Here is a 13426-nt window from a genome sequence, read left to right as displayed (position 1 = left end):
ATCACCAATCATTGCCTTCGATTGTTCCCGCGAAGGCGGCAGATCGCAAGCCCAAAGGGCATATGGGACCTGTGCACCGCAAATCTCTGATTGCGGTAACGTTCTGACTTGCATGGGCATCACCGCTGCGGCATGACGTCCTTTATGACTCAGAACAGTAATATCCTGTGTATCGGCTCGGTCCTGTGGGACGTGATCGGACGATCGGCCAGTGCCATGCGGCAAGGCTCGGACGTGCCTGGCCGGATTACCCGCCTGCCGGGTGGTGTTGCGATGAACATAGCCATGACGCTGGTGCGTTTTGGTATGACGCCCACCCTGCTGACCGCCATTGGCCGCGACCCCGAGGGCGACGAGCTGATTCATGCCTGTTCCCGCCTCGGTATGATCACGGATCACATCTATCGCTCGCAGGACCTGCCGACCGACCGATATATGGCCGTCGAAGGTGCCAACGGGTTGATCGCGGCCATTGCCGACGCGCATTCGCTGGAAGCCGCTGGCGCTAAGATACTGCGTCCGCTGATGCACGGCCCGCTTGGCTATGAAAACACGCCCTTTGAGGGGCCCATTGCGCTTGACGGCAACCTGACCCTGAACCTGCTGGAAGAAATCGCCCAAAGCCCTGCATTTGCCCGTGCCGATCTGCGTGTTGCCCCGGCCTCGCCCGGTAAGGCCGAGCGCCTGTTGCCCTTCCTGAAACATGCCCGCGCCACGCTTTATGTGAACCTCGAAGAAGCAGGAATATTGTGCCAGCGTGAATTCACCGATTCTGAATCTGCCGCAAAGGGCCTTCTGGATCGTGGCGCACTGCGCGTGCTGGTCACCGATGGCGGCAGCTCGGCCACGGTCGGCAGTTCGGACGAAATTCTGACCCAAACACCCCCCTCCGTTCTGGTCACCCGTGTGACCGGCGCCGGGGATACCTTCATGGCGGCTCATATCGCCTCAGAATCCGGCGGCGCATCGAGTGATGAGGCTCTGACCCGCGCTCTACATGCCGCAGCAACCTACGTTTCCGGAGAAACCCCACTGTGATCGACATTCAATATTCAGCCGAGGTCCGAGCTGCCAAGGACGCGGGTCATCCCATCGTTGCGCTGGAAAGCACCATCATCACCCATGGCATGCCCTACCCGCAAAACGTCGAAGTTGCGGCGCAGGTCGAACAGGACATCCGCGATGCGGGGGCGGTTCCGGCGACCATGGCGGTGATTGAAGGCAAATTGCACGTGGGGCTCGAGCCTGACCAGTTGCAATGGCTGGGTCAGGCGCAAGGCGTTGCCAAAATCTCGCGCGCAGATATGGCGGCCTGCATCTCGACCGGTGGTACCGGAGCCACAACCGTCGCCGCCACCATGATCGCCGCGCATTATGCCGGGATCGAGGTATTTGCCACCGGCGGCATCGGTGGCGTGCATCAAGGCGCCGAAACCACGTTCGACATCTCGGCTGATCTGCACGAACTTGGCCATACTCCAGTCACTGTCGTCGCTGCCGGGGCCAAGGCCATCCTTGATCTGGCCAAAACTCTTGAGGTTTTGGAAACGCTGGGTGTGCCCGTCATCGCCCATGGCCAGGATGCGTTTCCTGCCTTCTGGTCTGCAAAATCACCCTATGCCGCCCCCCTGCGCATGGACACTCCAGAGGCTATCGCCAAGGCCCATGCAACCCGTCGCGCGTTGGGCCTGCCCGGCGGGCAGCTGGTGGCCAACCCGATCCCGATCTCGGATCAGATCCCTGCCGAAATACTGGCCCCCATCATCGCCGAGGCACAGGCTGATGCAGATGCGCATCGGATCACCGGAAAAGATGTAACGCCCTATCTGCTGCAACGTATCTTTGAAAAGACCGAAGGACGTTCGCTGACCGCCAACATTGCCCTCGTGCGCAACAATGCGCGCCTTGCGGCGGCGATTGCACGGGCACTGGCAGAACAGGGATAACGCAAGCCTATTGTGCCATGGATACCGATTGACTACCTAAATCCCGATAACCACTCGGAACCAAGATGAATACACCGTTCGACGAAGAACCGCATCATCGCCGCCCTGGCATGCTGGCACGGCTGCGCGCATCTTTCCTGACCGGCCTCGTTGTCATTGCACCGGTCTGGCTGACGGTTTGGCTGATTTGGTCGGTAGTCGGCTGGATCGACAGTGCCGTTTTGCCACTGGTGCCTCATCAGTTCCAACCGGAACAATACGTTGGTATCAACCTGCGCGGTGTGGGCGTCGTGATCTTCCTGATCTTTACCGTGATTGTAGGGTGGATCGCCAAAGGCATTCTGGGCCGGTCCCTGATCCTGTTCGCCGAAAGCGTGGTAGATCGGATGCCGGTCGTCCGCTCGATCTATTCCGGGATCAAACAAATCTCGGAAACCGTATTTGCCCAAACCGAACGCTCTTTTGAAAAGGCTTGCCTGATCCAGTACCCCCGCCGCGGGATCTGGGCCATTGGGTTCGTCTCGACAACCGCCAGGGGCGAAATCAGCAAACGCGCAGAGACCGGAGGAGAGCTGCTAAGCGTCTTTGTTCCGACCACCCCCAACCCGACCTCGGGCTTTTTGCTGTTTTTCCCGGCGGAAGACGTAATTTTGCTGGACATGACAATTGAGGATGCCGCGAAACTGGTGATCTCGGCCGGGCTCGTTTATCCTAACGAAAAAGACCCTACGCAACCACCCGAGTGATTAACCGAACATGGTCGGCAGATCGACTGTACTGGTCTGGCCCAGATCACTCTTGTGCTTGGCCAGAAAACGATCCGCTGCCGCCCGCCCCGCCTGTTTCAGCTTGTGCAAAATAACCGGGTTGGGCACGGTTTTGGTGGCAACAGACAGGCTGCTCATCAACTCGTTATCCGCAATCATATGCACCAGAACGCGGCTCATGTCCCCGGCCTTCAGCTTGCCCTCTTTCAGAAGCCGCTGAACAAAGCTGATTGCCCGCAATTCGCGAAACAGGGAGGAATTGAAGCTGATCTCGTTGATCCGGTTCTGGATCTGCTGCGGTGTGACCGGTACCGCGTCGCGCTCCAACGGGTTGATATTCACGATCACTACGTCATCCGGCAGGTCATTGTTGAACAGCGGATAGAGCGCCGGATTACCAGTATAACCGCCATCCCAGTAGGCTTCGACCCGGTTAGTATTTGGATCAAATATCTCGACTGCCTTGAACAGGGTCGGCAGGCAAGCTGAAGCCAGAATGGCATCTGTCGAGACCTCCTCGCCAGTAAAGACGCGGATTTTCCCACTTCTCACGCAGGTGGCGCACACAAACAGGCGGGGTCCCGCATCGGCGCATACTTCCGCAAAATTGAACCTGTCCACCACCGGCTCCAGCGGATTGCTGTAGAATGGACCATAGGCATAAGGCGACACCATCCGCGACCAGGCATCACCGATTGAAAACGGCACCGAATATTCCATCGCCTGCGCGATTGCGGCCGGTTCCAACCCGCGAAACCAATTGGCTATACGCATGTCTCCAATCGCACCCATACGCCTCCAAAGCCCGTCCAGCTGCGCGCGCGCACCCTCACGTCCTGAATGAACCATCCCCGATTTGAACGCCGCACCGTTCAACGCACCGGCGGATGTTCCGGTGATCGCGGCTACCTCGATGTCTTCCTCATCCAGCAGTCGGTCAAGCACACCCCAGGTGAATGCCCCATGCGCACCGCCGCCCTGCAAAGCCAGATTGATCCGTATCACCGCCCTCACCCTTCATCTTTTCAGAAATACTCCGGGGGTTTGGGGGCAGCGCCCCCAAGGCCAATCACAAGGCGGTCCAGCCGCCATCGACAGAAATCGTGGTTCCCGTGATCTGCGCCGCTGCGTCCGAGCACAGGAAAATGGTTGTCCCGCCCAGTTGCTCAACCGTGGCGAATTCCTTGGAAGGTTGCCGTTCCAGAAGCACGTTTTTTACAACCTCCTCGCGGCTCATATTGTATTCTTTCATCGTGTTCGGGATTTGGGCCTCAACCAGGGGTGTCAGCACATAGCCCGGGCAAATGGCGTTGCAGGTGATAGGTTCTTGCGCGGTTTCCAACGCAACGGTCTTGGTCATCCCCACCACCCCGTGCTTGGCGGCAACATAGGCTGCCTTGAATGGCGACGCCGTCAGGCCGTGGGCCGAGGCGATATTCACGATACGACCCCAACCCGCCTTGCGCATCATCGGCAGTGCGGCAGCGGTCGTGTGAAAGACCGAGTTCATGTTGATCGCAATAATCGCATCCCATTTTTCCGCCGGAAACTGATCGATCGGGGACACAAACTGAATGCCCGCGTTGTTCACAAGTATGTCGCAAGCTCCGGCCTGCTTAATCAGCGCCCGGCACTCTTCGCCTTTTGACATGTCCGCCTTGATGTAACGCGCTTTGGTTCCGGTCTCTTTGGCAATCTCAGCGGCCAGCGCGTGATCTTCGTCTCGGTCCGTAAAGGAATTCAGGACAACATCTGCTCCGGCCTTCGCCAGCTCGCGCGCGACCCCCAGACCGATGCCAGAATTAGACCCCGTGATGATTGCTGTTTTGCCGGAAAGGCTCATGACCGTTCTCCCTGAAGCGATGATTTGGTGCACAATGCCATGCTGCACCTGCAAAGAAAACGGGGAAACACAACTGCCTGAAATCCCAGCCTGACACTTCTCAAGCAGCCAAAAAAAACGCCCGCACGAAGCGGGCGTTAAGTTATTGAGGCAGGTTTCATACAGGCAAGAAACCTATCGAGCAGTGCATCCTTTATAAGCAATTCCACGCCTTCGTCCAAGCTAAAAGTTTGATAATATGAAAAATCATCACTACGGTGAATCCCAACAAAATAAGGCCAGAGCAGGATTGTTTCCAAAATGAGCCCGGATTTTCTCCGACCGTTTCGACCACTTGCGGCGGGAATCGCCAGCATTTTCATGATCTCGTCCGCCCATGCAGAATCGTCTCATGGCATAGCTATGTATGGGGACCCGGCCCTACCACCGGATTTTGTGTCCCTACCCTATGCCAACCCCGATGCGCCCAAAGGCGGCAAAGTCGTTTTCGGAAATACTGGCGGCTATAACAGCCTGAACCCGTTTTTGCAAAAAGGCACCTCGCCCTGGCAATTGCCATTTTGGACCCATGAAAGCCTGATGGGGCGATCCTGGGACGAACCTTTCTCACTTTACGGGCTGTTAGCCGAATCAGTTGAGACGGCGCCGGACCGGTCGTGGGTTGAATTTACCCTGCGGGAAGAGGCCCGGTTTTCTGACGGCAGCCCGGTCACGATTGACGACGTGATTTGGTCATATGAGACGCTCGGCACTCAGGGGCATCTGCGCTATCGCGGTTTTTGGGACAAAATCGACAGGATCGAACAGACTGGCCCGCGTTCGGTTCGGATTACTTTCAACGTGCCTGATCGCGAACTTGCCCTGCTCGCAGGGATGCGTCCGATTCTGCAAAAGGCGCAGTGGCAGGACAAGGATTTTGCCGACGCCGCCCTGCACGATGTCCCAATCGGCACCGGCCCCTATGTGATCGATAGCTACGAGGCGGGGCGCTATGTGAACCTTCGTCGCAACCCTGAGTATTGGGGGCAGGATATCCCGTTCCGTCGCGGTACCATGAATCTGGATGAAATGCGGATCGAGTTCTACGGCGACGGCAGCGTCCTGTTCGAAGCCTTCAAAGCCGGTGAACTATCAGCGGTGCGTGAGTTCAACGGCGACAAATGGGACACGCAATACAGCTTCCCCGCCGTTCAGCGCGGTGATGTCATCAAGACCGAGATACCGCATGGCAAACCGTCAGGCATGACCGGGTTCGTGATGAACACCCGCAAAGCCCCGTTTAACGACTGGCGCGTTCGCGAGGCCCTGACGCTGGCCTTCAATTTCGAATTCATCAACGACACGATCACTGGTGGGGCGCAGCCAAGGATCACGTCCTACTTCTCGGGCTCAGACCTGGCCATGCAGCCCGGACCGGCCCAAGGGCAGGTAAAAGCCCTGTTGGAACCCTATGCCTCGGTTCTGATCCCCGGCACGCTGGAAGGGTATGAACTGCCGAACGGCGACGGTTCAGCCCGCAACCGCGCAAACATCCGCAAAGCCACCAAACTGCTGACCGAATCGGGCTGGACCGTTCAGGACGGGGTCCTGCGCAACACGAATGGTGACCCGTTCAAAATGACGGTCTTGCTACAGCAGGGGGATAGCGAGATGGCGTCGGTGGTCGAGATTTATTCCCGCGCGCTGGAACGGCTTGGCATTCAGGTCATAGCGGAACAGGTTGACAACGCGCAGTATGTCGGGCGCACCGGGGAACTGGATTTTGATGTTACGCCCTTCCGGCGTGCTCTTTCACTGTCTCCCGGCAACGAACAGCGTTTGTATTGGGGAAGCGAGAACGCGGACACACCCGGTACACGCAACCTGATGGGCGTGGCCTCGCCCGCTGTTGATGCTATGATTGACGCCATGCTCGCCTCGGAAACACCTGAAGATTTTACCGCTGCAACCCGCGCGCTTGATCGAGTTCTGACAGCCGGTCGCTATGTCATCCCGATCTGGAGTTTTGATGTCGGGCGGATTGCCCACATCCGCGAGCTCAAGTTCCCTGAGACTGTGCCAATCTATGGCGACGGACCGCAATACATGCCGGAAGTGTGGTGGTACGACGCCGGGTAATCACGTGAACATCAGGGCAGCCGGGCTTTGCACGACACCGGCTGTTCTCCGCGGGGTGTTGGCGGACCCCTTGAAAAACGCGATTCCTTCGCGCTTCCAGCACGATTGGCCCCGGAAAACCACGCCTGTCGGCGGAATTCAGCACATGGCCATCACACTAGGGATACGTTTCGCGACAGCAGGTCGCAGCATCAGATGCAGGCCATATCGGATGCCGGATGATCCCATGAGACGCACCTTCAGCCTGCTTCGGTCAACGTTAAAAGCTGCATTGAATCGCGGTATTTAGACATAGCCCAAAGATGGAGGTCGCCTTTACAACTCGCGCGCCGGGAATACCCGGTTCCGCACCAAACAGATCTCCTGATCCGCAGGTGCTTTAAACAGTTTCAAGCCCGCCGCCCTGTTGCGGCAGCTATTGCAGAGGCACAATCTTATAAAAGGAATGCAGTGACATGCTGCGACATTTTGTCATGTCTTCCCTTACGGCACCCATTACGTACCCTAAGGAGGGGGAGAGCAGTCCTAATCGCTACATAAGGAAAGCTCATACATGATGAACTGGACGGATTTGACACAAGACTGGAATGCGGCCTACGCACGTGCAAAGCGGCGTTTTCCGAATTTGCGTGACCAGGACATGATGCGCGTATCACAAGATCGTAAAGGGTTCGAAGCCTATCTGGCAGAGCGTCACCAGTTAACCATGAACGAAGCTCATGAAGAGGTCGAAGATTTCCTGTTTACCGAAGGCCTGAACAGAGAATACTGCCGCGCGTCGCTAAGCAAGTGATGTGACCCAAAGGATTGTCGCGTCTTCGTCGCTGACGGAGATCACGTTGTGGCCCATGCTGCCATCGTAATAGGCGCTGTCACCCCTGCGCATTTCAACCGGCTCATAGAATTCGGTATAAAGCCGGACAACACCGGTCAGAACATACATGAACTCTTCGCCATCGTGGCGCACCCAGCCGTCGAATTCGTCCATGGATCGCGCCCGAACCCGCGCACGGTAGGGCAGCATGTGCTTCTTGGTCAGGGTTTCGGCCAGCAACTCATGCTCGTAGGTCGTTGTCGCGTGGGCCGCCCCTTCGCCCATCCGGGTAATCGCCATCCGTCCGATGACCTGGTCCCGCTGCGGCGGTGTGAAAAGCTGAGGCACCGAGATTTCCAACCCAACCGCAAGCTTTTTGAGCGCGTCATAGGTAGGTGACATCTGCCCGTTCTCGATCTTGCTGAGCGTCGAACGGGCCAAACCGGCCTGACTGGCGGCCTGCTCCAGCGTCCATTTCCGCGCTTTTCGCAATTCGCGCACGCGCGCGCCAAGGTCCAGCGGTTCAACTTCGGTGTGATCGCCGGAATCGCGGGCAATTCGGATCAGGGATTTGGGATCTTGGGTGCTCATGCCATTCTCTATAGGCTTGGCCAGCCGCGCTTGCAACGCGCCAGACACCGCGTTAGCCAATGGCCATGTTATCTGTCTTCGATCAGGGGGCGCCCGCGCCCTGCCCCGCACCGTTCAATCTGGCGGCGCATGTCCTTGGCCGTGCCGATCAGGTCCCTGACAAAGTGGCGTTGTCGGTACTAATGCCCCACGGCGCGCAGGACTGGACCTATCGCGACCTGCAATCTGCCGTGTTGGGCACAGGCGCGGGGTTGCTGCAATCAGGTCTGACACCCGGCGATACCGTTCTGATGCGGCTCGGCAATACGGTGGATTTCCCGATTGCCTATCTGGGCGCGATTTCAGTGGGTATCATTCCGGTGCCGACTTCGTCGCAACTGACGGAACCCGAAACCGCCAGAATGATCGACGATCTGTCCCCGGCTGCGGTTCTTCGTGATCCCGCTGTCTCATGCGCGCCTCATCCCAGACAGATCGAGTTGGATGCATTAAAGGCCATGCGCGACATTCCACCCGCCAGCTATGACCTGGGCGACCCCGAGCGCATGGCATATGTCGTCTACACCTCGGGAACCTCGGGCAGTCCGCGTGCCGTGGCCCACGCCCATCGGGCAATCTGGGCGCGGCAGATGATGGTTGATGGTTGGTATGGTCTGCGCGCGTCCGATCGGCTGTGTCACGCCGGAGCGTTCAACTGGACCTATACACTTGGCACCGGTCTGATGGACCCGTGGACCATCGGCGCAACCGCCTTGATCCCGGAACCGGGCACGGACATCTCCGCCCTGCCCGCTCTGCTCCGCCAGCATCGCGCAACGATCTTTGCGGCGGCACCGGGGGTCTTTCGAAAATTGGTGCAAGAGTATGAGCAAATCAACTTACCTGACCTGCGCCACGGTTTATGCGCGGGGGAAAAGCTGTCGCGCGCCCTGCACGAGAAATGGCTAAGCGCCACCGGTACGGAATTGTTCGAAGCCTATGGCATGTCCGAATGCTCGACCTTCATATCCTCCAGCCCGGCACACCCTGCGCGCGGCGACGCATTGGGGCACCCGCAACCGGGCCGTCGCGTGGCCATTCTGGGCCCGGACGGCCCGGTGCCGCAGGGGCAAGAAGGCACCATCGCCATTCATCGGTCTGACCCTGGATTGATGCTGACCTACCTCAATGCACCGGATGAAGTTGAAACCCGGATGCAAGGCGAATGGTTCCTGACCGGAGATCAAGGGGCAATGGCTGTGGACGGCCAGATCAGTTATCTGGGCCGGGACGACGACATGATGAATGCCGGAGGCTACCGCGTATCCCCGGTCGAGGTCGAAGCCGCCCTGTCCCGTTTTCCCGGTATCACGCAGGTCGGCGCGGCCCCGGTCGAGGTCAAACCGGACACATTTGTGATAGCAGCCTTCTATACCGGCCCGGAAAAGCTGGACGATGCGGCCCTGCGCGCCTATGTCGAGGCCAATCTGGCACGTTATAAACAACCGCGCGCCTTCATCCACCTGTCTGCGCTGCCCACCGGCGGCAACGGCAAACTCCTGCGCCGGGCGTTGCCGGCCTATTTCGAGGCACCAGCCACATGACCCAGACCGTCAAGCTCGACATCCTGTCCGATCCGATCTGCCCGTGGTGCTATATCGGCAAAACGCATCTGGACAAAGCATTGGCCAATGTGCCCCAGCACCCTTTTGTCATCGAATGGCATCCGTTTCAGTTGAACCCTGATATGCCGGACGCAGGTATGGATCGTCGCGAATATCTGGAACGCAAGTTCGGTGGCAAGGACGGTGCCGTACGTGCTTATGCGCCCGTGGTTGAACACGCTGAAAACGCCGGTCTGAAGATCGACTTCGAAGGCATGAAACGCACACCTAATACACTGGATGCACATCGCCTGATCCATTGGGCCGGGATCGAAGGCAAACAGAATGCTGTCGTCGATGCGCTGTTCGATGCCTACTTCGTTCAGGCCCGCGATATCGGCGACCCCGAGGTCCTGTCCGACATTGCAGACAGTGCCGGAATGGATGCTGCGGTGGTCATGAAGCTGCTGAAATCCGACGCTGACCGCGAGGATATTCGAAACCGCGATACCCACTCACGCGAAATGGGCGTCAGTTCGGTCCCGACCTACATTGTTGCCAATCAACATGCCGTTCCGGGTGCTCAACCGCCTGAAATGTGGGAAAAAGTGATCGCTGAAATCATGTCTCAACTTGACACTTATCCTGCAGAATAGCACAGAGGTCTGTGCGAATTTCCAGTCTGGTCTAACCTGACCCGCCATGGTAGCGCGAACAGGTTAGGAGTGCTTCATGGCCAACCGCATGTCGAAGGCGGAATTCATTGCGCTGATCGCAATGATGTTCGCCACTATCGCGTTTTCGATCGATTCAATGCTGCCCGCCCTGCCCGAAATCGGCGCGCAGCTCAGCCCAGAGGACGTCAATCGCGCCCAACTGATCCTGACGTCCTTCGTTCTGGGAATGGGTATCGGTACATTCTTTACCGGCCCGCTATCGGATGCGCTGGGGCGCAAGCCAGTGATCTTTTGCGGTGCGCTTTTGTACATTGCGGCTTCGGCTGTGGCCTGGGCCAGTTCTTCGCTGGAGCTTGTGCTGATTGCGCGTGTTGTGCAGGGTCTGGGCGCTGCCGGGCCACGTGTCGTGGCGATGGCCATCACGCGTGACTTGTATTCGGGCCGGGAAATGGCACGCATCATCTCGATTGCCATGATGATATTCACTTTGGTACCAGCAGCGGCCCCGATGCTGGGCGCGGGCGTTATAGCCCTCTTCGGTTGGCGCGGGATCTTCGTGTCTTTCATCCTGTTTGCTCTGATCGTCGTATTGTGGATGAGCACACGACTGCCCGAATCCCTGGCTGTCGAGGACCGCCGTCCCTTCCGTCTGCATCTGATGATTGCGGCTGTGAACGAAATGTTTGCGCATCCCACTGTGCGCTTGTCTATCTTCGTGCAAACCTTGTGCATGGGGACCTTGTTCACCATGCTGACTATGGTGCAACCGGTCTATGATGTGATCCATGATCGGGCCGACAGCTTTCCCTTCTGGTTCGGATTTGTCGCCCTGATGTCAGGTTCGGCCAGCCTTTTGAACGCGGCTTTGGTGGTGCGTGTCGGGATGCGCCGGATGGTGACTTTTGCCTTCGGCGCGCAGATTGCCATCACGTCTGTCGTCATCATCCTGAACATGGCGAACCTTTCACCCGCGATGTCATTTGCCCTGTTTGTCTTCTGGCAGACGATGGTCTTTTTCATGGCTGGTGTAACCATCGGCAATCTGAATGCCATTGCCATGGAACCCATGGGCCACATCGCGGGCATGGCCGCGTCGGTTGTCGGGTCGATTTCAACCGTACTGGCCGCGGCAATCGCCGCCCCGATCGGGCTTCTGTTCAACGGGTCCATCGCGCCTTTGACAATTGGCATTCTGAGTATGTGCGTTCTGGCGTTTGGCCTGATGATCCACATGGGTCGCATCGAAGAACGGCTGCCAGCCTGACCTGTGAATCGCGGGTGAATCACGCTATCCTACCCAGAACTTAAGGGGAGGAACTGCGATGTGCGATTACTACGATCTGGGCAACTATTCCTGCGCGATTTCCACATCCAGTCCCGAAGCTCAGCTGTGGTTTGACCGTGGCCTGAACTGGACATACGGTTACAATCACGAAGAGGCGGTGGTCTGTTTTCAACGCGCGGCCGAGCATGATCCGAATTGCGCGATGGCCTATTGGGGTGTCGCGTATGCCGCCGGACCAAACTACAACCTCCCCTGGGACCTGCTGGATGAGAGAGGTCGGGAAGAAGCGTTGTCACGGGCTTACGACGCGATGCAGAAAGCTCTTAGCCTGCTCGCAGGATGCACTGCCGTCGAACAGGCCTTAATTCAGGCCTTGCCTGCGCGTTACCCGCAACGCGGTCCGGTTGAGGACATGCACCAATGGGACCACGGTTTTGCCGACGCGATGCGCACGGCATTTGCGGCACACCCGGACCACCTCGACTTGCGTACCATTTATGTCGAAGCGCTGCTGAACCTGACACCATGGCAGATGTGGGATTTGAAAACGGGCCAACCCGCCCAGGGCGCGGCAACGAAGGAAGCGCAGGATGCGCTTGAATGGGCCATGGCAAACGATCCGTCTGCGATGTCTCACCCGGGCCTGCTGCACCTCTATGTTCATTTGATGGAGATGTCTCCAACACCAGAAAAAGCCCTGAAAGCAGGGGATATCCTGCGCACATTGGTTCCGGATGCAGGCCACTTGGTACATATGCCGACACATATCGATGTGCTCTGCGGACATTACCACAACGTTGTGCACTGGAACGAAAAAGCCTCGGAAGCCGACCTGAAATATTACGAGCGCGAAGGCGCGTTCAACATCTACACAGGCTATCGACAGCACAATTATCACTTTGCCATATACGGTGCGCTTTTTCTTGGACAGATGGAACCGGCCCTACGTGCAAATCAGGGATTGTGGGATACAACGCCCGAAGAATTGCTGCGCGTCGAAAGTCCCCCGATGGCCGATTACTTCGAAAGCTACATGTCCATGGGCCCTCACATCCTGATCCGGTTTGGCCGCTGGGACGAGGCTAAGGCACTGAAACTGCCCTCAGATCCTGACCTGTTCCGCACTCTGACCGCCACAACGCACTACGCGCGCGCCATCGCTCATGCAGCAACCGGTGATATCGCCAATGCCGAGGCCGAAGAAAATCTGTTCCTTGCTGCCAAGGAATGCGTTCCGGAAACACGCAGACTGCACAACAACCGTGTGATTGACCTGCTGGAAATTGCGCGGGAAATGCTGCGCGGTGAGATCGAGTACCGCAAGGGCAACTTTGAAATCGCTTTTGCCCATCTGCGCCGCTCGGTCGAGTTGGACGATACCTTGCCCTATGACGAACCCTGGGGATGGATGCAGCCGACCCGCCACGCGCTTGGGGCGCTTCTTTTCGAACAAGGACGGCTGTCCGAAGCTGAAAACGTCTATCGTGAAGATCTGGGTTTGGGCGGCACGCTAAGTCGCGCCTCGATACATCCTGACAACGTATGGAGTTTGAAGGGCCTTTACGATTGCCTCAAGGCACGCAGCGAACAGGTCGAAGTCCTGCAGATCAAACAGCGGCTCGACCAGGCGTTGGCCCGCGCCGACCGAATGGTAGCTGCGTCCTGCTTCTGTGCGCAGGCGGCAATGCGTAGCTAAAATGTCTTGATCGTGCTGACACACAATGCCTCCGGCGGGGATATTTTTAGCCAGATGAAGCAGGGATCCGCTTCTTCATCTGGCCGTAAATATCCCGGGGGAGATG

13 protein-coding genes are annotated in these 13426 nt (G+C 57.8%); 9 read left to right on the top strand and 4 right to left on the bottom strand.

Annotated elements, in window-relative coordinates:
- The first annotated feature begins 144 nt into the window (after positions 1-144).
- The 3 genes from ACR0CE_RS02390 to ACR0CE_RS02380 all read left to right on the top strand — a co-directional run bounded on the left by ACR0CE_RS02390 (position 145) and on the right by ACR0CE_RS02380 (position 2692).
- A complete protein-coding gene (locus ACR0CE_RS02390; protein WP_480480723.1) occupies positions 145-1038 on the top strand; it encodes a PfkB family carbohydrate kinase in 894 nt (297 codons plus the stop codon).
- Positions 1035-1946, top strand: a complete 912-nt coding sequence (locus ACR0CE_RS02385) for a pseudouridine-5'-phosphate glycosidase (protein WP_480480721.1) — start codon at positions 1035-1037, stop codon at positions 1944-1946. Before ACR0CE_RS02390 ends, ACR0CE_RS02385 begins: the two co-directional genes overlap by 4 nt.
- A 65-nt stretch (positions 1947-2011) precedes the next feature.
- Positions 2012-2692, top strand: a complete 681-nt coding sequence (locus ACR0CE_RS02380; RefSeq protein ID WP_267365243.1) for a DUF502 domain-containing protein — start codon at positions 2012-2014, stop codon at positions 2690-2692.
- Here the strand turns inward: ACR0CE_RS02380 and ACR0CE_RS02375 are convergent, their stop codons facing one another.
- The 3 genes from ACR0CE_RS02375 to ACR0CE_RS02365 form a co-directional block, all read right to left on the bottom strand.
- Positions 2693-3718, bottom strand: coding sequence for a patatin-like phospholipase family protein (locus ACR0CE_RS02375; protein WP_480772768.1), 1026 nt, complete (start codon positions 3716-3718; stop codon positions 2693-2695).
- Positions 3719-3782: 64 nt separating this feature from the next.
- Positions 3783-4556, bottom strand: coding sequence for a 3-hydroxybutyrate dehydrogenase (locus tag ACR0CE_RS02370; RefSeq protein ID WP_480480719.1), 774 nt, complete (start codon positions 4554-4556; stop codon positions 3783-3785).
- A 137-nt stretch (positions 4557-4693) separates the two neighbouring features.
- Positions 4694-4918 (bottom strand): hypothetical protein, encoded by a 225-nt coding sequence (locus ACR0CE_RS02365; RefSeq protein ID WP_480493162.1) that lies wholly within the window; start codon positions 4916-4918, stop codon positions 4694-4696.
- Between ACR0CE_RS02365 and ACR0CE_RS02360 the strand changes: the two genes are divergently transcribed.
- Both ACR0CE_RS02360 and ACR0CE_RS02355 read left to right on the top strand, forming a co-directional pair.
- Positions 4857-6674, top strand: coding sequence for an extracellular solute-binding protein (locus tag ACR0CE_RS02360; protein WP_480830746.1), 1818 nt, complete (start codon positions 4857-4859; stop codon positions 6672-6674). The genes ACR0CE_RS02365 and ACR0CE_RS02360 overlap by 62 nt on opposite strands.
- A 553-nt stretch (positions 6675-7227) precedes the next feature.
- Entirely contained in the window at positions 7228-7467 is a 240-nt protein-coding gene (locus ACR0CE_RS02355; RefSeq protein WP_480517215.1) for a hypothetical protein, read from the top strand.
- Here the strand turns inward: ACR0CE_RS02355 and ACR0CE_RS02350 are convergent.
- Entirely contained in the window at positions 7456-8079 is a 624-nt protein-coding gene (locus ACR0CE_RS02350) for a helix-turn-helix domain-containing protein (protein WP_209503779.1), read from the bottom strand. The genes ACR0CE_RS02355 and ACR0CE_RS02350 overlap by 12 nt on opposite strands.
- Before the next feature lie 65 nt (positions 8080-8144).
- On the opposite strand from ACR0CE_RS02350, the gene ACR0CE_RS02345 reads away from it, so the two are divergent.
- From ACR0CE_RS02345 to ACR0CE_RS02330, 4 genes are all read left to right on the top strand, one after another.
- Positions 8145-9662, top strand: coding sequence for a class I adenylate-forming enzyme family protein (locus ACR0CE_RS02345; protein ID WP_480537982.1), 1518 nt, complete (start codon positions 8145-8147; stop codon positions 9660-9662).
- Positions 9659-10318, top strand: a complete 660-nt coding sequence (locus tag ACR0CE_RS02340; protein ID WP_480537984.1) for a DsbA family oxidoreductase — start codon at positions 9659-9661, stop codon at positions 10316-10318. Before ACR0CE_RS02345 ends, ACR0CE_RS02340 begins: the two co-directional genes overlap by 4 nt.
- Before the next feature lie 76 nt (positions 10319-10394).
- Complete coding sequence (locus ACR0CE_RS02335; protein WP_480830744.1) at positions 10395-11603, top strand: multidrug effflux MFS transporter; 1209 nt, start codon at positions 10395-10397, stop codon at positions 11601-11603.
- Between the two features lie 58 nt (positions 11604-11661).
- Positions 11662-13320, top strand: coding sequence for a hypothetical protein (locus ACR0CE_RS02330; protein WP_480830743.1), 1659 nt, complete (start codon positions 11662-11664; stop codon positions 13318-13320).
- The last annotated feature ends 106 nt before the right edge of the window (positions 13321-13426 follow it).

The organism is Ruegeria sp. L11 (assembly GCF_056531755.1).
The sequence above is the reverse complement of the archived record's forward strand: the minus strand, read 5'-3'. Positions and strand labels throughout refer to the sequence as shown.